At 69.4% G+C, this 20,005-nt stretch carries 19 protein-coding genes; 2 read left to right on the top strand and 17 right to left on the bottom strand.

Features of this window, described 5'->3' with window-relative positions; genetic code table 11:
* Positions 1 to 10 precede the first annotated feature (10 nt).
* The 4 genes from LOK44_RS26845 to LOK44_RS26860 are packed head-to-tail and all read right to left on the bottom strand — an operon-like array spanning position 11 to position 2,500.
* Positions 11 to 850 carry an NUDIX hydrolase gene (locus tag LOK44_RS26845; RefSeq protein WP_237573125.1) on the bottom strand — a complete coding sequence of 280 codons (840 nt, stop codon included), beginning with the start codon at positions 848 to 850 and terminating at the stop codon, positions 11 to 13.
* A complete protein-coding gene (locus LOK44_RS26850) occupies positions 847 to 1,698 on the bottom strand; it encodes an ABC transporter ATP-binding protein (protein ID WP_163918300.1) in 852 nt (283 codons plus the stop codon). Before LOK44_RS26850 ends, LOK44_RS26845 begins: the two co-directional genes overlap by 4 nt.
* Positions 1,647 to 2,333, bottom strand: coding sequence for a membrane protein YczE (yczE, locus tag LOK44_RS26855; RefSeq protein ID WP_237573126.1), 687 nt, complete (start codon positions 2,331 to 2,333; stop codon positions 1,647 to 1,649). Before yczE ends, LOK44_RS26850 begins: the two co-directional genes overlap by 52 nt.
* Entirely contained in the window at positions 2,330 to 2,500 is a 171-nt protein-coding gene (locus LOK44_RS26860) for a hypothetical protein (protein WP_170314459.1), read from the bottom strand. The genes yczE and LOK44_RS26860 overlap by 4 nt, the downstream gene beginning before the upstream one ends.
* A 61-nt stretch (positions 2,501 to 2,561) precedes the next feature.
* Between LOK44_RS26860 and yczR the strand changes: the two genes are divergently transcribed.
* Positions 2,562 to 4,004 carry a MocR-like transcription factor YczR gene (gene yczR / locus LOK44_RS26865; protein ID WP_237573127.1) on the top strand — a complete coding sequence of 481 codons (1,443 nt, stop codon included), beginning with the start codon at positions 2,562 to 2,564 and terminating at the stop codon, positions 4,002 to 4,004.
* On the opposite strand, the gene serB is transcribed toward yczR, so the two are convergent.
* A complete protein-coding gene (gene serB, locus LOK44_RS26870) occupies positions 4,001 to 5,239 on the bottom strand; it encodes a phosphoserine phosphatase SerB (RefSeq protein WP_237573128.1) in 1,239 nt (412 codons plus the stop codon). The genes yczR and serB overlap by 4 nt on opposite strands.
* Before the next feature lie 10 nt (positions 5,240 to 5,249).
* Positions 5,250 to 6,995: an aa3-type cytochrome oxidase subunit I gene (ctaD, locus tag LOK44_RS26875; RefSeq protein WP_237573196.1), complete on the bottom strand. Its 1,746-nt coding sequence runs from the start codon at positions 6,993 to 6,995 to the stop codon at positions 5,250 to 5,252.
* A 167-nt stretch (positions 6,996 to 7,162) separates the two neighbouring features.
* Between ctaD and LOK44_RS26880 the strand changes: the two genes are divergently transcribed.
* A complete protein-coding gene (locus tag LOK44_RS26880; protein WP_237573129.1) occupies positions 7,163 to 8,263 on the top strand; it encodes an iron-siderophore ABC transporter substrate-binding protein in 1,101 nt (366 codons plus the stop codon).
* A gap of 6 nt (positions 8,264 to 8,269) precedes the next feature.
* Here the strand turns inward: LOK44_RS26880 and LOK44_RS26885 are convergent, their stop codons facing one another.
* From LOK44_RS26885 to LOK44_RS26935, 11 genes are read right to left on the bottom strand one after another with little or no spacing between them, the layout of a single operon-like run.
* Positions 8,270 to 9,316, bottom strand: a complete 1,047-nt coding sequence (locus LOK44_RS26885) for an isopenicillin N synthase family dioxygenase (protein ID WP_237573130.1) — start codon at positions 9,314 to 9,316, stop codon at positions 8,270 to 8,272.
* The gene (locus tag LOK44_RS26890; protein ID WP_237573131.1) at positions 9,313 to 9,840 is read right to left on the bottom strand and encodes a hypothetical protein; all 528 of its coding nucleotides are present in this window, start codon (positions 9,838 to 9,840) and stop codon (positions 9,313 to 9,315) included. Before LOK44_RS26890 ends, LOK44_RS26885 begins: the two co-directional genes overlap by 4 nt.
* Positions 9,837 to 10,850: an allantoicase gene (gene alc, locus LOK44_RS26895; protein WP_237573132.1), complete on the bottom strand. Its 1,014-nt coding sequence runs from the start codon at positions 10,848 to 10,850 to the stop codon at positions 9,837 to 9,839. Before alc ends, LOK44_RS26890 begins: the two co-directional genes overlap by 4 nt.
* Positions 10,843 to 11,595 carry an aspartate/glutamate racemase family protein gene (locus LOK44_RS26900; RefSeq protein WP_237573133.1) on the bottom strand — a complete coding sequence of 251 codons (753 nt, stop codon included), beginning with the start codon at positions 11,593 to 11,595 and terminating at the stop codon, positions 10,843 to 10,845. The genes alc and LOK44_RS26900 overlap by 8 nt, the downstream gene beginning before the upstream one ends.
* Entirely contained in the window at positions 11,592 to 12,893 is a 1,302-nt protein-coding gene (gene allB / locus LOK44_RS26905; protein WP_237573134.1) for an allantoinase AllB, read from the bottom strand. Before allB ends, LOK44_RS26900 begins: the two co-directional genes overlap by 4 nt.
* A complete protein-coding gene (locus tag LOK44_RS26910; protein WP_237573135.1) occupies positions 12,890 to 13,732 on the bottom strand; it encodes an N-acyl homoserine lactonase family protein in 843 nt (280 codons plus the stop codon). Before LOK44_RS26910 ends, allB begins: the two co-directional genes overlap by 4 nt.
* Positions 13,732 to 15,312: an ABC transporter substrate-binding protein gene (locus tag LOK44_RS26915; RefSeq protein WP_237573136.1), complete on the bottom strand. Its 1,581-nt coding sequence runs from the start codon at positions 15,310 to 15,312 to the stop codon at positions 13,732 to 13,734. Before LOK44_RS26915 ends, LOK44_RS26910 begins: the two co-directional genes overlap by 1 nt.
* Complete coding sequence (locus LOK44_RS26920) at positions 15,309 to 15,959, bottom strand: cysteine hydrolase family protein (RefSeq protein WP_237573137.1); 651 nt, start codon at positions 15,957 to 15,959, stop codon at positions 15,309 to 15,311. The genes LOK44_RS26915 and LOK44_RS26920 overlap by 4 nt, the downstream gene beginning before the upstream one ends.
* Positions 15,960 to 16,964 carry an ABC transporter permease gene (locus tag LOK44_RS26925; RefSeq protein WP_237573138.1) on the bottom strand — a complete coding sequence of 335 codons (1,005 nt, stop codon included), beginning with the start codon at positions 16,962 to 16,964 and terminating at the stop codon, positions 15,960 to 15,962. It lies immediately after the preceding gene.
* A gap of 60 nt (positions 16,965 to 17,024) precedes the next feature.
* Positions 17,025 to 17,897: an ABC transporter permease gene (locus tag LOK44_RS26930; protein WP_237573139.1), complete on the bottom strand. Its 873-nt coding sequence runs from the start codon at positions 17,895 to 17,897 to the stop codon at positions 17,025 to 17,027.
* The gene (locus LOK44_RS26935; RefSeq protein ID WP_237573140.1) at positions 17,898 to 19,898 is read right to left on the bottom strand and encodes a dipeptide ABC transporter ATP-binding protein; all 2,001 of its coding nucleotides are present in this window, start codon (positions 19,896 to 19,898) and stop codon (positions 17,898 to 17,900) included.
* Between the last annotated feature and the right edge of the window lie 107 nt (positions 19,899 to 20,005).

The following is a 20,005-nucleotide window of genomic DNA, read 5'->3' on the forward strand; positions in this document are numbered from 1 at the left end:
GCGCGTTCGTTCACGACGAGGCGCCGGGACCGTACCCCTGGGGGGCCCGGCGGTTGCGAGCGGCGTTGTAGCGCTCGCCGTTGAAGAACTCGATTTCCCAGTTGCCGGTGTCCTTGTTCGCGGCGAGGTGCGGCTCGACCGCGACGATCTTGCGTTCGACGGCGAGCACCTCCTCGACGGTGTGGCCGGCCAGCGAGTCCAGCTGCGTCCAGGTCGGGGGCAGCAGGAACGACTGGCCTTCGGCGAACTCCTCGAGCGCCGCTTCCGGAGTGCTCCAGAACGCGCGGTCGGTCTCGGTGTTCTCGCCGTCGGCGCGCTGCCCCTCGGGGAGCGCGGCAACGAAGAAGTACGTGTCGTAGCGGCGGGTGCGCTCCTCCTTGGGGGTCACCCAGTTCGCCCACGGCCGCAGCAGATCGGCCCGCAGCACCAGCTTCTCGTCGCGCAGGAAGTCGGCGAACGACAGCGAGTGGTTGGCCAGTGCGGTGCGCGCGTCGCGGTAGACCGACGCGTCGGACACGATGCCGTCCGGGTCGTCGGCGGGGCCCGCGAACAACACGCCGGACTCCTCGAACGTCTCACGCGCAGCCGCGCACACCAGCGCCTCGGCGAGACCGACGTCGACGCCGAGACGCTCCGCCCACCAGGCTGGTTCGGGGCCGAACCACGCAATGTCCGCATTCTTGTCGCGCTCGTCGACGCCACCGCCGGGGAACACCATCACGCCTGCGACGAAGTCCATTGCCGAGTGCCTGCGCATGAGGAAGACCTCGATGCTCGAGCGTTCGCGAACGAGCATCACCGTCGATGCCGGTCTCGGCACCAGCGGATCGGCGTTACGGGCCTCGGTCATGCACGCCTCCTGTGTGCCGCGCGGGTGCGGGTGCGCCGCGCGAAGTATCGGCCGTCGATGAGATCCAGGGCGATCGACTGCCCGAATGCCTTCGACAGGTTCTCCGAGGTGAGCACGTCGGTCAGCAGCCCGGCAGCCACGACCTCGCCCTCCGACAGCAGCAGGCAGTGGCTGAACCCCTGCGGAATCTCCTCGACGTGGTGGGTGACCAGGACCGTGGCCGGCGCGTCGGGATCGGCGGCGAGGTCCGCCAGTCGAGCCACCAACTCCTCGCGCCCACCGAGGTCGAGGCCGGCTGCCGGTTCGTCGAGCAGCAGCAGTTCGGGGTCGGTCATCATCGACCTGGCGATCAGCACGCGCTTGCGTTCACCCTCGGACAACGTGCCGTACGTGCGTTCGGCGAGGTGCTCGGCACCGACGCTCTCGAGCATCTCGACGGCCTGCTCGTAGTCGACGTCCTCGTATTGCTCGCGCCACCGGCCCAGTACCGCGTAGCCGGCCGACACGACGAGGTCGCGGACCACTTCCCCGTCGGGAACCCGTTGCGACAGCGCGGAACTGCTGAGCCCGACCCGGGAGCGCAGCTCCGCCATGTCGGTCTTGCCGAGGCGTTCACCGAGGACGTAGGCGGTGCCGGACGACGGATGCTCCATCGCCGCGGCCATCCGCAGCAGCGAGGTCTTCCCCGCGCCGTTGGGGCCGACGACGACCCAGCGCTCGTCGAGTTCGACGGCCCAGGTGATGGGACCGACCAGCGTCTTGCCGCCACGCCGCAGGGTGACCTTGGCGAAGTCGATCAACAGGTCTGGGTCGGCTGCCTCGTCTGGTGTCTCTCCTGCCCCGGGCACTCGCCCATCGTAGTCAGGCGGGGCGTGACGATCGCCCACCCGCTGACGGCGAGCCACCGATCCGGTGTCAGGCGCAGGACGAGTTGGACGAGCGGGCCGATGCCGAACGCGTAGACGAGGGTGCCGACGCCGACGGTGCCGCCGAGCAGCCACCCGACCGCCAGCACCGTGGCCTCGATCGACGTGCGGACCAGGCGCACGGACAGGCCGGTCCGCGCAACGAGACCGGTCATCAGGCCGTCGCGCGGGCCGGGGCCGAGGCCCGCGCCGATGTAGAGGACGGTGCTGACCGCGTTGAGCAGCACCGCACCGAGCATCATCGAGATCCGCACGGCGAGGTCGGATGGTTCGGGCAGGATCGCCATTCCGGCGTCGACGGTGACGGCGATGACGATCACGTTGGCGACCGTGCCGATCCCTGGCCGGTTGCGCAATGGGATCCACGCCAGCAGCACCGCCACGCCGACGACGGCAGAGGCCAAGCCGATCGACATGCCGGTGCGCTCGGCCAGACCTTGATGGAACACGTCCCACGGATCGAGGCCGAGGTTGGCGCGCACCATCATCGCCATCGAGAAGCCGTAGCCGGTCAGGCCGAGCAGCAGGGCCCCTCCTCTTGCCGCAGCGCGCCTCATGCGTGGTCGGGGAAGCGCGCGCGGATGGCGTCGAGGTCGGCGCTCATCCGGCGGGCATCGGCGTCGTCGGCATGGCCTGCCGACCCCGCCGCGCGGGGCGTCGTGCGGAACACCCGTCCCAGCTTGTGAGCCGAGTGCGTCATGCGAGAGGTCCAGTGCTGTGCCATGGCTCGATACTGGCTCTCGATACCCTTGTGATCAATAGCCAGTTGGGGCAAACTGGCTTGAATGATCGACGATCTGGTAGGACGCCGTCTCGAGGTGGACCTCTTGGTGCGCGAACTGGGGAACTGGCGCACGGCGAACACCAGCGGTCCGGCGTATCAGGGTCTCGCCGACGGCCTGCGGATGTTGATCGTCGACGGCAGGGTTCCGGTTGGCGGTCAGCTCCCCAGTGAGCGAGCACTGGCCGACGCGCTTCGGGTGTCCCGCACCACCGTGACGGCGGCCTACGCCCAGATGCGGGAGGACGGCTACCTGCTCGGGAGGCGGGGTGCGCGCAGCACCACCGCGCTGCCGGTGGCCACGGTCGCCGCGGTCGCGCCCGCCCCCGCGACGGTCAACCTCGCGGCGGCGACCTTCGCCGCACCCGCCGCGGTGGCGTCGCGTGCCTTCACCCAGGCGGCCGAACAGGTGACGCCGTACCTGCACGACATCGGCATCGAACTGGCCGGGGTGACGCCCCTGCGGGTGGCGCTGGCGCAGCGCTATACCGCCCGTGGGCTCCCCACCGAGCCCGACGAGATCATGGTGACCACCGGCGCACTGCACGCGATCGGCCTGATCCTGGCCACCTACACCCAGCCCGGTGACCGGGTCCTGGTCGAGCAACCCACCTACCACGGTGCGCTGTCGGCCATGGCCACCCGCGGGATCCGCCCCGTGCCGGTCGCGGTCACCAGTGACGGCTGGGAGGTTCCGGCCATCGAGACCGCAATGCGGCAGTTGGCGCCCAGCCTCGCCTACCTGATCCCGGACAACCACAACCCGACGGGACTCACCCTGCCGGAGAGTGGGCGGCGCGACCTGGCGCGCATCATCGCCGAGACCCGCACCCGCACGATCATCGACGAGACCATCACCGACATGTGGCTCGACCAGCCGGTGCCCGCGCCGCTGGCGGCGTCGATGACCTCGCGCCGCGACCTGATCCTCACGGTCGGGTCGATGTCGAAGTCGTTCTGGGGTGGTCTGCGCATCGGCTGGATCCGCGCGGAGCGCAGCACGCTGGCCACGATCGCGGCACTGCGACCGTCCATCGACATGGGCACCGCGATCGTCGAACAGCTGGCAGCCGCAACGCTTCTGGGCGCCGAGGCGGAGGTGCTGCCCGAGCGGCGCGAGATCCTGCGCGGCCGCAGGGCGCTTTTGCTGGCGCTGCTCGACGACCTGCTACCCGACTGGCAGCCGCTGCCAGGGACCGGCGGCATGTCGCTGTGGATCCGGCTTCCCGCGCCGATGAGTTCGGCACTGTCGGCGGCGGCGTCGCGGATGGGTCTCGAGATCCCGCCCGGCCCACGGTTCGGGGTCGACGGCACACTCGAGCGGTTCATCCGCGTGCCCTACACGATGCCCGAGGAGCGACTCACCGAGGCAATCGAATTGCTCTCCCGCGCTTGGTATTCGGTCACTGGATCGGCGACCACCGAGTACGGCGCGGTGGTGGTCTAGCCGAACTCGGGGATCTCGACCCGACGGTACGTGCCATCGCTGGCGTCGGCGGCCTCGATCTCACCGCGGGTGACCCCGAGCAGGAACAGCACGGTGTCGAGGTACGGATGGCTCAGTGAGGCGTCGGCCACCTCGCGCAGCGCAGGCTTGGCGTTGAACGCGACGCCCAACCCCGCCGCCGCGAGCATGTCGATGTCGTTGGCGCCGTCGCCGACAGCCACCGTCTGCTCCATCGGCACACCGGCCTGCTGCGCGAAGTTGCGCAGCGCCTTGGCCTTTCCGGGCCGGTCGATGACCTCGCCGACGACACGTCCGGTGAGCTTGCCGTCGACGATCTCGAGTTCGTTGGCGGCGACGAAGTCCATCATCAGCTCGTGCGCCAGCGGTTCGATCACCTGCCGGAAGCCGCCCGAGACGATGCCGCAGTGGTACCCGAGCCGGCGCAGCGTCCGGATCGTCGTCCTGGCGCCGGGCGTGAGTTCGATCTGGTCGGCGACGTCGTCGAGCACCTCGGCGGGCAGTCCGGCCAGGGTCGCGACGCGGCGGTGCAGCGACTCGGCGAAGTCCAGTTCACCGCGCATCGCGGCCTCGGTGACCTCCGCGACCGCAGCCTCGGCACCGACGCGGGCGGCCAGCATCTCGATCACCTCACCCTGGATCAGTGTGGAGTCGACGTCGAACACGATGAGGCGCTTGGCCCGCCGCGACAGGCTGTAGTCCTCGAGCGCGATGTCGATGCCCTGGGCGACGCCAACGCGTGCCAGCGCCTGCTGCAGCTGCCCGTACGCCGCGCCGGGTGGCACCGACACCCGCAGCTCGAGCCCCGTCACCGGGTAATCCGACACGCCGCGGATGGTGTCGATGTTCACGCCGAGCAGTGCGCTCTCCCTGGCGACCACGCCGAAGGCCTCCGCGCTGATCGGCCGGCCGAGCACCACGATGGTGTGGGTGGACGGCTCGCGCAGCACCGCGAGGTCGTCGCTGCGCTCGATCGTCACGTCGAGCCCCACGCCCCGAATGGCGCTGGTCACCTCGTCGTGCAGAGCGGCATCGCCTGCGGCCGCGTCGCGGCCCGCGACCAGGACCGCCAGCGTCAGGCGGCCGCGGACGACCACCTGCTCGACGTTCAGCAGATCGACGTCGTGCCGTGCCAGCACCTCGAAGAGGGCCGACGTGACACCTGGCTGATCGACTCCGGTGACGGTGATGAGAACCGACACCTTCGACTGATTCACTCCGAGGAGGTCAGGTGCGCACTTGCGCGTCGTCGAGCCTGGTCACGTCACCGTCGTCCGGGCCGTGGGCCTTGCCGACGTGCGCCTCGGCACGCATCCGCTCGACCATGTGCGGGTAGTGCAGCTCGAACGCGGGACGCTCCGAACGGATTCGGGGCAGCTCGTTGAAGTTGTGCCGCGGCGGCGGGCAGCTGGTGGCCCACTCCAGGGAGTTGCCATAGCCCCAGGGGTCGTCGACCACGACGGGCTCGCCGTAGCGCCAGCTCTTGAACACGTTCCACACGAACGGCAGCGTCGAGATGCCGAGGATGAACGCACCCGCGGTCGACACGATGTTCAGCGTGGTGAAGCCGTCGGTGGGCAGGTAGTCCGCGTAGCGGCGCGGCATGCCCTCGTCACCCACCCAGTGCTGGACCAGGAACGTCGTGTGGAAGCCGATGAACGTCAACCAGAAGTGCAGCTTGCCCAGCCGCTCGTCGAGCAGGCGGCCCGTCATCTTCGGGAACCAGAAGTAGATGCCCGCGTAGGTGGCGAACACGATGGTGCCGAACAGCACGTAGTGGAAGTGCGCGATCACGAAGTAGCTGTCGGTGACGTGGAAGTCCAGCGGCGGGCTGGCCAGCAGCACACCCGAGAGGCCACCGAGCAGGAACGTGACGAGGAAGCCCACCGAGAACAGCATCGGTGTCTCGAACGTCAGTTGGCCCTTCCACATCGTGCCGATCCAGTTGAAGAACTTGATGCCCGTCGGGACGGCGATCAGGAACGTCATGAAGCTGAAGAACGGCAGCAGCACCGCACCGGTGGCGTACATGTGGTGCGCCCACACGGCCACCGACAGGGCCGCGATGGCCAGCGTCGCGTAGATCAGGGTGGTGTAGCCGAAGATCGGCTTGCGGCTGAACACCGGGAAGATCTCGCTGACGATGCCGAAGAACGGCAGCGCGATGATGTAGACCTCGGGGTGCCCGAAGAACCAGAACAGGTGCTGCCACAGCAGGACGCCACCGTTGGCGGGATCGTAGATGTGGGCACCGAGGTGGCGGTCGGCGGCGAGGCCGAACAGCGCGGCGGTCAGCAGCGGGAAGGCCAGCAGCACGAGAATCGACGTCACCAGGATGTTCCAGGTGAAGATCGGCATCCGGAACATGGTCATGCCGGGGGCGCGCATGCAGACCACGGTGGTGATCATGTTGACGCCACCGAGGATGGTGCCCAGACCACCGACGGCCAGACCCATGATCCAGAGGTCACCGCCCGCGCCGGGCGAGTGGATGGCGTCGGTCAGCGGCGAGTACGCGGTCCAGCCGAAGTCGGCCGCACCACCGGGGGTGATGAAGCCGGCGATCGCGATCAGGGCGCCGAACAGGAACAGCCAGAACGAGAAGGCGTTGAGTCGCGGGAACGCGACGTCGGGCGCGCCGATCTGCAGCGGCAGCACCAGGTTCGCGAAGCCGAACACGATGGGCGTCGCGTAGAACAGCAGCATCACCGTGCCATGCATGGTGAACAGCTGGTTGTACTGCTCGTTGCTCAGGAACTGCAGCCCCGGCAGGGCGAGCTCGGTGCGCATCAGCAGGGCCATCAGGCCGCCGATGAAGAAGAACACGAAGCAGGCGACGCAGTACATGATGCCGATCAGCTTGTGATCGGTGGTGGTCACCAGCTTGTAGATGAGGTTGCCCTTGGGACCCAGCCGGGCCGGGAAGGGGCGCCGTGCCTCGAGTTCTCCGATTGGGGGCGCTTCGGCTACCAACAGATCCTCCAGAAAATCAGACGGGAAACCCCGCATGCTCTTTTGAATCCTAACTCTCTTCGGGCGCTTCGCCGCCTTGGGTCCTACAAACCGTCGTATTACGTCTGCGAGGGCCTGCCGCCAGCGCTTGAGCTACCGGGAAACGGCTGGATGTTACCGTCGGCGCCGTGCCGATCTCCCGACCTCGACTGGGTCCGCTGGCGGCGGGTGCCGCAGTCCTGGTGGCACTTCCGGTCGTCTTCCTCGGCGGCTGCGGCGAGTCCGGCGACGGTGCCGCGACGACGGCCGCCAACGCCCCTGGCGCGCCCATCACCAGCACGACGAGGGTGGCCGGCGCCAACGTGCTTGGCAATGACCGCCGACCCGACGAGTCGTGTCCGGCCGACCCGCCGCCACCTGCCGAGGGGCCCGAGCGGCGCGAGGTGCGACATGCCGCAGGCAGCACGGAGGTGGTCGCGGATCCGCGGCGCATCGTGGTCCTCTCCGGTGATCAACTCGATGCGCTGTGCGCGCTCGGCATGCAGTCGCGGATCGTCGCCGCCGCGCTGCCCGACGGATCGCAGGAGCAGCCGTCCTACCTCGGCTCGGTCATCCACGATCTGCCCGCGGTGGGTGCGGAGACCGCCCCCGACCTCGACGCGATCCGCGAGGCGAAGCCCGACCTGATCCTCGGTTCCGAGGGGCTCACCCCCGGTGAGTTCGGCGACCTGTCCCGGATCGCGCCGACGGTGTTCACCGGCCCGCCCGGCCCAGGCTGGCAGGACACCCTGCGGACGGTAGCCGCGGCCGTGGGTCGCGACGGTGCCGCCACCCCGTTGCTCGAGGGCTTCGACGCCGACGCCAAGAAGCGGGCCGCCCAGAACGACACCACGCACTTCCAGGCGTCGGTGGTGCGCCTGATGGACGACACCGCCCAGATCTCCGGGATCGACGACTTCCCCGGCAGCGTGCTGGCCATCGCCGGCGTGGACCGGCCGGCGGCGCAGCGCTTCACCGACAAGCCGTACGTGGAGGTGGGCACCTCGGATCTGTCCGAGGCGGACTTCACCCCGGCCGAGGGCGACGTGATCTTCGTCTCCTTCGGATCCGCCGCCGCCAGGGAGCGGTCCCGTGAGGTGCTCGACAGCGAGGCGTGGCGTCGACTGTCGGCGTCCAAGGACGGCCGCGTCTTCGTCGTCAACGACGAGGTGTGGCAGTCGGGTGAGGGCATCGTGGCCGCCCGGGCCATGCTGCCCGACCTGCGCTTCGTGAACTCACCGGTCAACTAGCCGCCGTCAGCCGGTGGCCGCGGACGCCCCGTGCAGCGCCTGCTGACCGAACTGGCCCAGCCCCAGCGAACCCTCGGGCAGGACGAGATCGCCGCTGTCGATCCTGCGCCGCAGGTAGGCGAACGACTGGGCGGTCTGGGCGAACAGGTGCTCCCCCGCGCGCAGCGGCGCCCGGCGCGCACCGTCCCCGGCGAACTGCGGCAGCGGCTCGACCACGGTGTCGTAGTCGACGTTGAAGAACAGCGGGAACGAGTACCGCTCCTCCTTCACCTTCCGCACCCGGTGACTGGTGGCGACGAACGCGCCGTTGGTCCACAGCTCGAGCAGGTCGCCGATGTTCACCACGAAGGTGCCCGGCACCGGGGGAACGTCGATCCACTCCCCTGCCCCGTTCATCACCTCGAGGCCCGGTGCGGTGCCCTTGAGCAGGGTGAAGCACTCGTAGTCGGTGTGGGCGCCGATGCCGATGACGTCGTGGGCGTCCGCGTCGAACGGATAGTGCACCAACCGCAGCTGACTCGGCGTCTTGATCGCGTGCCGGGAGAACACGTCCGGGTCCTCGCCAAGGGCGACCGCGAACGCCCACAGCAGCCGGTGCCCGACCTCGAGCACCGCGTCGTAGTAGGCGGTGACGGCTTCGGCGAAGCCGGGCAGATCGGGCCACGCGTTCGGGCCGAGCATCGGGTTGCCCGCGAGGTGGTCCGGGTCGTCGGCCGGGAGGTCGAGCGCAGTGTCGAAGGCCTCCTTGAGATCGGGCGTGCCGCTCTCGACGCCCTCCTCACCGATCGGCACGTAGCCGCGGTGGCACCGCGACAGCCCGATGTAGCTGCGCATCTTCTCCTCGAGCGGCAGCGCGAAGAATCCCTTGGTGGCCTCGAGCATGTCGTCGAACAGTGCGTCGTCGACACCGGAGCCCTCGACGTAGAGGAACCCCACGTCGCGGGCCGCGCGGCCGATCTCGGCGGCGACGCGTTCCCGCTCGGCGCGATCGGGTGACCGCAGTCCGCTGATGTCCACGATCGGTATCGACGTGAAAGACGTTGCGCCACTCATTGATTCACTACTCCCTCGTATCGTTCGATGATCCAGCGCACACCGTTGGCCCGAATCTGGTTGTCCGAAGGCTGCAATGCGGTCCAGCGCCGACTGCCGACCGCGTCGATCACCACCACCCCGCCGCCCGCCCACCCGAACAGGTCACCGGCGCGGACGACGAGCCCGGGGCGACCGTCCGGACCGCGGACGAAGACGGCCCCGCACGGCGACGTCGGGCGCGCCTCGCGTTGCCAGTGCTCGACGTAGGACTCGTGCACGCCGGTCTCGACCAGCGTGTCCCCGTCCCAGTGCATGGCACCAGCATCGGGATGCGGCCCGGGCGGCTCGACGTCGACGTCGCGATGCCACTCGAACACGTCGCCCCGCTGGTGCAGCGTGCCCGCGAAGCCCCTGGTGTCGACGTAGGCGGTGGGCCCCTGCAGCCACATCACGTCGGTGCCGGTGTCACGCGAGCCGTCGGCGCCGATGAGCAACGTGCGCCGCCACAGGCCCGCACAATCGGACGCGATCACCGACGTCATGACGACTCCTCCCACCGGGTGCGTAGCGCTTCCCACCCGCTCGGCGTCGGCGTGCCGGAGGCGCGCACCCTGGCGATGCCCCCGTCCGGATAGGCCTGGACGCGCAACGCCGTGACGTCCGGGCAGTACACGGCGAAGACCTGCCGGGTGTCGGCGGCCAGCCGAGTCCTCGGCAGTACCTCGACGTCGAATGGCACCAGCGCCCAGCCGTGTTCGCCGTCGGGGCGGATGCGGCTACCCAGCACGGCGATCTCCAGCGATGCGTTGAACACGAAGTAGGACGTGTCGATCTCGATGCGCCGCAAGTCGGTTGGCACGGCGAAGGAGATCAGCACGGCGTCGTGGGTGTCGGGCCCGACGTCGCGGCGGCGTCGGGTCTCCCACCCGTCGCCCATGTTGGCGGGGCGGTCGGGTTTGATGAGCGCGCCGGCATCGGAATAGAAGCCGTCACTGCACCATTCGACGCGTCCGCCCTGCTCGAGCCCCGATATCTCGACGGTGACGTCGGCCCACGTGACCGGGTCGGGGATCACCTCGCCGTAGACGCGTAGCCGGGCCACGCCGCCGTCGGAGGACAGCCGCAGGCGCAGGTGCGTCCAGCGGCGCCCGCTCGACACCGGGAAGACGTTGTGGCCGTCGGCCTTCAGCGCCACGTCCGCCACCAGCGTCGTCCACTCGACGTGCGGCAGCGTCGGGTCGGCCGTCGGGCCAAGCACGCACGCCTCGATCCGGCACCCCGTCGGGTGATTGCCCGAGAAGTACCGGGTGTCGACGTCGACGGCGTGAATGCGCCCCGGGGTGCCGAGCCGTACGACGGCCCAGTCACCGTCGGCGCCGGCGTGCCGCCGCGTCTCCCAGCCGTCGACGACCTCGCCGCGCAGGTCGTAGGTGCCCGGGACGAACGCGGGTTCTGCCGGGTCGACCAGACGCTCCTTGACGCCGAACGACTCGTCGCTCGCGGCGATGACGCTGCCACCGACGACGCGCGACGCCAGATCCACCTCAGTCATGGGACGCCAGTGCACGTGAGATCGGCCAGTGCGACCGTGGATTGGCGGGCCCTGGGGCGTACACGCCGGCCTTGCTGGTCGACAGTCCGAGTCCGGCGACGGCGTGCGCGAGGGCCACGGCCGCCGCGACGCCGTCGATGGCGGGCACCCCGAGTGTGGCCGTGATCGCACTCGTCACCCCCGCCATGCCCGCGCAGCCGAGGCAGATCACGTCGGCGCCGTCGTCCGAGATCGCCCGCGCCGCCTCGTCGACGATGGCCGCCACGGCACCGGCCGGATCGGCTTCGACCTCCGCGGTGCCCAGCCCGCAGGCGCGTATCGATGCGCAGTGCGAGTTCAGGCCGGCCAGCAGCAGCCGGTCCTCGATCGGTGGGATCGAACGCGCGAGCGTGGTGATCACCGAGAACCTCCTGCCGATGAGATGCGCGACGTGGGCGGCGCATTCGGCGATGTCGAACACCGGCACCGCGAGCATCTCGGCGAGTGCATCCCTACCGTGCTCGCCGAAGCCGGCCAACACCACCGCGTCGTAGCGGAACTCCCCCGCCTCGAGCAGCGACGCGACGAGGTCCATCACCGCAACGGCCGACAGGTAGCTCTCGGCGGCCGAATCGATGGCCGAGGCACCGAATGGTGCGGCCATCGCCACGATCTCGGTGCCGGAGGCTGCCGCGGCCCTGGCGGCGACGGCGATCTCCTCGGTCATCGACGGCGAGGTGTTCGGGTTGAGTACGAGGATCCTCACGCGGGCACCGCCGCACGCTCGTACGCCGATCGTCCCGCGACCCAGGTCTGCGCGACGGTGCCGCGCAGGGTCATGCCGTCGTACGGGGTCACCCCGTGGCGGTGCCGCAGCCGGCTGCCGTCCACCACGCCGGAGCCGTCGGGGTCGAAGGCGCACAGGTCGGCGCGCAGGCCCACGGCGATCCTGCCGCGGTCGGTCAGACCGGCCAGCGCTGCGGGCCGCTCCGCCATCCACCGGCTGAGTTCGGGGAGTCCGAAGCCTCGTTCGGCGGCATGGGTCCATACAGCGCTGGGGCCGAGCTCCAGTGAACTGATGCCGCCGAAGGCGCGGCCGAAGTCGCCGTCGCCCTTGAGTTCCGGTGCGCACGGCGAGTGGTCGGAGACCACCATGTCCAGGGTGCCGTCGAACAGCGCCGCCCAGAGCGGGTCGCGATTGCGGTCGTGGCGGATCGGCGGGTATGCCGCGTACTCGGTGGCGCCGTCACCGACGTCCTCGGCTGCGAAGGTGAGGTAGTGCGGACACGTCTCGGCGCTGACAGCAATCCCGTCTCGCTTGGCCTCCGCCAGCGCGGGCAGGACGGTCGCGCTCGAGACGTGGACGACGTGCAGGCGCGCGCCGGTGGCCCTGGCCGTCTCGATCACCAGCCCGACGGCGTCCTCCTCGGCGGCAGCCGGCCGCGATCCCAGGAACGACTCGTAGTCGACACCGGACGGCGGCGCACTGGCCTCGATGACGTCGTCGCTCTCGGCGTGCACCAGCAGCACCGAGCCAAGGTCGGCGATTCGGGCCGCCGCCGACCGGAACTGCGCTGCGTCGAGGTGGCCGAAGTCGGGGTTGCCCGAATCGGCGAGGAAGCACTTGAAGCCGGCCACACCCGCCGCGGCCAGTGCCGTGAGGTCGCCGAGGTTCTCCGGCACGACGCCGCCCCAGTAGCCGACCGAGACGTGGCAGTTGCCCGCGGCCGCAGCCTGCTTGATGCGCAGGGCGGCGACGGTCGTCGTGACGGGCACCGAGTCGAGCGGCATGTCGACCAGCGTCGTGATGCCTGCCGCCGCAGCGGCGGCGGTGGCGGTCGCGAAGCCCTCCCAGTCGGTGCCGGGGTCGTCGACGTGCACGTGCGTGTCGACGAAGCCGGGTAGCAGGACGGTCTCCGGCTGCAGGGTCACCTCGGTCGTCACCGTGAACCCGGCGTCCACCGGTCCGACCTCGACGACCATGCCGTTCGCGATCGCCACCGACGCCGCCCGCAGTTCGCCGTCGAGCAGGACCCGTTCGGCTCGTAACACCAGATCGATCACGGAACGCCGAATCGGTCGTGGAAGTGCTGGGTCATCTCCGGCCACACGTGGGGATCGTGGCCGGGGATCAAGGGGTAGCCCTTGTCCTTGGCGAGCTTCTTGAGCCTGCGGATCGGTTCGATCGTCTCCTCGGGTTCGACGTCGATGTATCCGCCGATCGCGAGTTCGTGCTCGATGTTCTCGGTGAGATCGGCCGCGTCGAACGCGAAGACGTATCCGTTCGGACCATCCCCACCGGTCACCGAGTGGTCGAGTTCGACGACGAAGCTCTGGTGACCGGGGGTGTGGCCGTACGTGGGCACGGCGGTGATGCCGGGTGCGACGTCCGATTCGCCGTCCGCGAGCTGCCAGTCGATCGTCGGATCGTCGAAGTCCACTCGGAATATCGCGTGCTCTTGCGGCTCCGGGTGATTCGACAGTCCGTATTCGAGTTCGCGTCGCTGCGCGTGCACGGGCACCTTGCCTGCGAACAGCTTGAGCCCGCCGGCGTGATCGGTGTGCAGGTGGGACACCGCGACGAGGTGGATGTCGTCGACGTCCACCCCGATCTCGGCCAGTGACTCCTCGATCGGCTCCCCCGGCCCTGGCAGCACCGGCTGGTACTCGACGCTCGGGTAGAAACGCCTGCGCAGGTGCGGATCCCGGATCAGGGCCGTGTTGAACCCGGTGTCGAGCAGCACCCAGCCGCCGTCGGTCTGCAGCAGCACGCCCGGTACGGGTTCACGCATCGACTGGTCCGCCGGAGCGCCGTGTACCGAGACGGACTTGGGCAGGTCCTCCCACCCCAGGGTCAGCAGGATGATTCGGCGGACACCGCTCCGGTGGACCAGCGTCGCCATCAGCCCGCCGACAGTTCGAACAGTCGCAGCGAGTTCGGGTTCGTCACGACGTGCGCCTGCTCGACGCCCTTGAGCCAAGGCTGAGCGACCACGAAGTCGTCGACGTCCGCCATGTTGAGCCAGCAGCCCGTCTTGGTCGCCTCCAGCGCAGCGGTCGAGAACGGTTCCGGGGCACCGGTCTTCAGTCCCTCGGCAAGCGCGGCGGTGACGGGCGGAGCCGAGCAGCCGAGGTAGTTGAGGCCGCCGTCGGGATCGAACGAGATGTGTCCCCAGGTGTACGGCGACGGAGCGTCCGGCCAGGCGGTGGCGGAGAAGATCTCCGGTGCCGACTGCCCGTCGGTGCCGATCCAGCCGTAGATCTCCGACGTCGGGTAGCTCTGCACCTTGGCGGTCAGTCCCGCCGCGGCGAGCTGTGTCTGGATCAGGTTGCTGATCAACTGGTTGTCGGGGTTCGACGAGTCGTAACCGATGGTGATCGACTTCTGATCCGGCGGCAGACCGGCGGCCACCCCGCTGAGCACCGACGGGTCGTGGGTCACGTTCTGCTTGGCGAACTCCGGGGCCATCATGTTGGGCGGATACACCTGCTCGGCCCTCTTGCCGCGGCCGAAGTAGGTCTGCTTCACCAGGGCGTCGACGTCGACGGCCTGCATCACGGCGTTGCGCTTCACGGGGTCGGTGAGCATGCCCTTGTGCGGGTTCAGGTACAGGTAGTTCGACATCATCGTCGGCAGCGAGTAGTGCGAGTACTTGTCGTCGTTCAGGTACTGCTCGACGGCCGAGGACGGCAGGTCGTGCATGATCGCCGCGATCTGCCCGTTGTTGAACTGCAACTGCTGAGCGGAGACGTCGGTGATGACGGGGATCTCGACCTGTTCGAAGTACGGCTTCTCGCCCCAGTACTGCGGGTAGGCCGCCAGCGCGTAGCGCGATCCGACCTCGGCGGCGGTCAGGGTGTACGGGCCGGTGCCGAGGTCGTGGTTCGTCAGATAGGCCTGGGCGTTGTCGCCGCCTGCGTTCTTCGCCAACCCCTCGGGGCTGACCATCCTCGGGCCGTACGGCGAGGCGATGTAGTCGAGGAAGGCCGAGTTGGGCGCCTTGAGCGTGATCGTGGCGTCGTAATCACCCTGGGTGGTCACCGATTCGACGTCCTTGACCATGTACGCCGGGCCCTGGTCGACCGCGAGCCTGCGGTCGAAGGACGCCTTGATGGCCGCCGACGTGAACGGCGTGCCGTCGTGGAACGTGACGCCCTGGCGCAGCTTGAAGGTGAACACCCTGTGGTCGGGCGATTCGGTCCACTCGGTGGCCAGTAGCGGTTCGATCTCGGGCTTCTCGGTGCCGCCCTTGTACTGCAGCAGACCCTCGTAGAGGTTCGTGGTGAGTAGCAGGCCCTGACCGGCGTAGAAGATGTCGGGGTCCGGCGGCTGACCCGGGTCCTGGAGGAACGACACGTGCAGCACCTTGTCGGTGGGTGCGGCGTTCGGTGTGCCGCCGCCCGAATCCGAACCGCCACATGCGGTGAGCGCCAGCATGGTCGCCGCGCCCAGTGCGAGGGCGGCGCGCAGCGGTTTGTTCATCGGACGGCTCCTTCGAGGACGGGCGCGGTGGCGGGGGCGAGTTCGGCGAAGGCGGCCAAGATCTCGTCGGTGGTGCGCATCGCACCGGTCTGCAGGTACTCCATGGCGTCCAGGGCCGCGTCGTGGCGGTACTGGGTCGAGCCGCCCACGCAGTCGGTGACCACGCGCACGTAGAAGTCGCGCTGGTGTGCGTCGGCGAAGGTGTAGTGCACGCACACGTCGGTAAGTCCGCCGACGAGGATCAGCGTCGAGGCCTGCAGACCGGACAGCACGATCTCGAATTCCGTTCCGATGAAACCGGAGTAGCGGCGCTTGACGATGTGGAACTCGTGATTGGGACCGTCGAACTTCGGCAGCAGCGCAGGATGCAGTGGCGTCCCGGGCCTGCCGTCGACGCAGTGCTCGCCCTCGACGCCGTCGAGTTCGCGCCCGAAGTCGATTCCGCTGGGACGGTGCACTTCCTGGAAGAACACGATGGGGATCAGAGCCGCACGCGCCGTCTCGATCAGGCGCTGGGCCCGCTCGATGCGTCCGTCGTAGCCCGGCATGTGCTCGATGCCGACTTCCTCGGCGGGCATGTCGCCGGCTTCCTGCATGTCGACGACCACCAGAACGGGGTTGCCAACGATGAGTGGCTGTTTCGGCACCTATCCTCCTATGACTGCGATGCGTGGATCAGCGGCGGCCTGCAAGAGGTCGACCGCCGTGTTGATGAACACGTAGAGGGCGCCGAGCATCAGGGTCACCCCGGCGATGGCGGGAAAGTCGGCGACGGGGATGCTCTGGGCGATGTACTGGCCGATGCCCGGCCAGCCGAACACCTGCTCCACGACCAGGACGCCGGAGAACATCAGGCCCACTTGCAGACCCGTCATCGACAGCGCGGCGCCGACGCAGTTGCGCAGGACGTGCCGCGCCATGATCCGGCCCTCCGAGAGCCCCTTGGCGCGCGCCGTGCGTGCGTAGTCACTGTCGATGTCGGACAGCAGGCTGCTGCGCAGCACCCGGCCGATGGCGACCGCGGGACCGAGCGCGATGACGCAGGCCGGCAGGATCAGGTGGTGGATGGCGTCGGCGACGACGTCGAACCGGCCGCGCAGCAGGCCGTCGACCGTCAACAGCCCCGTCGGCCCGTCGGGAGGGTTGGGTATCGACACGCGTCCGTTGGCGGGCACCCAGCCGAGGTTCTGATAGAAGACGATCAGGCCGAGGATGCCGAGCAGGAACATCGGCGCCGACGACCCGGTGAACAGCACGGCACGCAGGACGCCCGCGCCGCGCCACTTCAGCGTCGTGCTGAACGCCAGCAGCACCGCGAACACGATCGCGATCGCCATCCCGAAGAGGGCGAGTTCGAGTGTGGCGGGCAGGAAGTCGCCCAGATCCGACAGCACGGCGTGCCGCGTGCGGTACGACGTGCCGAGGTCGCCGCCGACGGCGCCGGTGAGGTAGTTCCAGAACTGGACCAGGATCGGCTCGTTGAGGCCGAGCGCCTCGCGCCGCGCCGCGACGGCTTCCGCGGAGGCCTGCGCACCCAGCTGCGCCTTGACGGGGTCGAGCGGTGAGACGTGCTGCAGGATGAACAGCACGCCGGTCAGGGCGATGAGGATCGCTACCATCGCGCCCAGCCGGGTCGCCACGAACGTCTTCATCGGGACCTTCTCCTCTTCGCGCAAGCGCTCATCGGGACCCTCTCCTCTTCGCGCAAGCGCTCATCGGGACCCCTTCATGAGATTGCGCAGGCAATCCCCCGCGACGTTGCCGATCAGCGCCAGCACCAGGACGCCGATTCCCGGCATCACCGGAATCCACCACTGCTGCAGGAAGTAGCTCAGGTTGCGTGCAGAGTCCGCACCGAGTTCCGGTGCGGGAGCGGATTGTCCGAGCCCGAGGAACGACAGCGCCGCCAGCGTCAGGATCAGCGTGCCGATGTCGAGGCTGGCCGCCACCACGGCATTGGGTACGGCGCCCGGCAGCAGATGCCGCCGGGCCAGCCGGATCGGGCCGACCCCGGCGAGCTTGGCTGCCTCGACGTGTGGCCGCGCCGCCAGCCGGACGACCTCGCCGCGGACCAGCCGGGCGTAGAACGGCCACCACACGATCGACACCGCGATCAGGGTGTGCACGAAGCCGGGTCCGAGCGCCGCGACCACGGCAATCGCGAGAACCGGGGCGGGCAGGGACAGGAACGCGTCGGTGATCCGCATCAGCACGGTGTCGACCCAGCCTCCGACGGTGCCGGCGATCAGGCCGACCAGCCCGCCGATCAGCAGGCCGATCGCGACGACCACGAGCGCGGCGAACCAGCTCGAGCGGGCGCCGTAGAGCACGCGGGACAGAATGTCGCGGCCGATGCTGTCGGTGCCGAGCAGGAAGCCGCCCTTGCCCGGCGCCTGCAGCGGCATGCCCGCGGGCGTCAGCGGGTCGTACGGGGCGAGCACGGGGACGGCAAGGCAGACCAGGGTCACCACGATCACCAGGGAGAAGCCGACCCAGTTGACGACGCTCGACGTCGACTCGGGAAGCGAGAGGACGCAGCGTGAGCCACCGCGCACCAGCGGGGCGGCGGGTAGGGCGATGGCCATCTAGACGGCCCTCCGTTCGATGCACGCCACCTGGTGCGGGTTGCCGGGGCTGCCCTCGAGGCGAACGTCGAGGTCCTCGCCGCCGCACGCGTCGATCGAGATCGGGCACCGCGGATGGAACGCGCATCCCGATGGCGGGGACAGCGGGCTGGCGGGTTCGCCTGCAAGGACGCGTGATTCACGGCCCAGGTCGGGGATTGAGTCGACCAGCGCCTGGGTGTAGGGGTGTGCGGGATCGCCGATGACCCGCTCGGCAGGTCCGATCTCCACGATGCGGCCGAGGTACATGACGGCGATGCGGTCGGCGACGACACGGGCCACGGACAGGTCGTGGGTGACGAACACGACCGACATGTCGAGACTGCGGCGCAGGTCGCCGATCAGATTGAGCACCGAAGCCGCCAGTGACACGTCGAGCGCGCTGGTGGGTTCGTCGCACAGCAGCACCGACGGCGGCACCACCGTGGCGCGCGCCAGCGACACCCTCTGACGCTGACCGCCGGAAAGTTGGCTCGCACGGGACTTCGCGACGTCGCCGGGCAGACCGACGCGCTCGAGCACCTCGACCACGGCGGCCTGGCGCTGCCTGCGCGACATCGCGGTACTGCGAAGGCGTTCGGCGATCAGCTCCCCGACCGACATCCACGGGGTGAGCGAGGCGCCTGCGTCCTGGAACACCATCTGCGGACGTTCGCCGTCGGCGAGGTCGACCGATCCCGACGTCGCCTTCTCCAGCCCGGCGATGACGCGCAGCAGCGTCGACTTGCCCGACCCGCTCTCGCCGACGAGCGCGACGGATTCACCGTGTCCCACGCGCAGCGTCACCCCGCGCAGCGCTTGCAGTTTCCCGCCGCCGTCGTTCGAGCGGTCCAGCCATCGCCGGGTCACCGCGAAGGTCTTCGTGACGTCGGCCAGCACCACCGACGGCGGGTGTGCGGCGCGCTCCACCTCGGGGTACGGCTGCGCGGTGTTGGTGGTGGCAGCGCCGAGCCCTTTGGCGACGGTGTCGAGCGGCCGGATGCAGGCGCTGACCCGATCCGGTTCGACGGGGATCGGTGCGGGCGGCGCCGTGGTGCAGTCGTCGGTGGCCAGCGCGCAGCGCGGGACGAACGCGCAGCCGGGCAGCGGGGTGACCGGGCTGGGCACCGATCCCGCGAGGGCGGCGAGCTTGCGGTCGCGTGCGGTCTCGAGCGTGAGCCGCGAGCGCAGCAGGCCGTGGGTGTAGGGATGCGCGGGCCTGCCGAGCACCTCTGCGGCGGGGCCGATCTCGGCGATGCGGCCGGCGTAGAGCACCGCGATGCGGTCCGAGATCTGCGCTGCGACGCCGAGATCGTGGGTGATCAGCACGATGCTGCAGCCGATCTCGTCGCGCAGGCGCTGTAACAGCCGCAGCACCTGCGCCTGGACGGTGACGTCGAGTGCCGTGGTCGGCTCGTCGGCGATGATGAGTTCGGGGTCGCCCGCGATGGCGATGGCGATCATCACCCGTTGGCGGAGACCGCCGGAGAGTTCGTGGGGATAGGACCGCATCCGGCGCTTGGGGTCGGGGATGCCGACCGCGGTGAGCAGCCGCAGGGCGGCGTCCTCGCTGCCTGCCGCCTCCGCGACCTGCCGACCGATGCGCATCGTCGGGTTCAGTGACGTCATCGGGTCCTGGAACACCGCGCCGAGGTCGAGCCTGCGGACCTTGCGCAACGCCTTCGGATCACCGTGAACCATGTCGGAGCCGGTCACGCGCACGGCGCCGTCGACCTTGGCCGCCTTGGGCAGCAGACCGAGCATCGTGAAGCCAAGGACGCTCTTGCCGGAGCCCGACTCCCCCACCAGCCCGAGGATCTCGCCCGGCGCGATGGTCAGTGACACCCCGCGCAACGCGTGCACGTCATGACCGTTGCGGCGGAACGTGACTCGCAGGTCGCTGACTGTTGCCACGGCGTCGGGGATCGTCGGCACCTCGGCACGCTCTTCGGGTGCGTCCACTGCGGAAGCGGCGATGCCCATGGAACTCCCGGGTGTGTGGTCGGATGCCTGCTGGCCTGTCAGTTGACAGTTTTCCGGTGCCGCAGCGCCGGTGGGTGTCGCTGGCGTAACCAAATGACGGCTCGCGT

This window comes from Mycolicibacterium lacusdiani (assembly GCF_021916785.1).
GTDB lineage: Bacteria > Actinomycetota > Actinomycetes > Mycobacteriales > Mycobacteriaceae > Mycobacterium > Mycobacterium lacusdiani.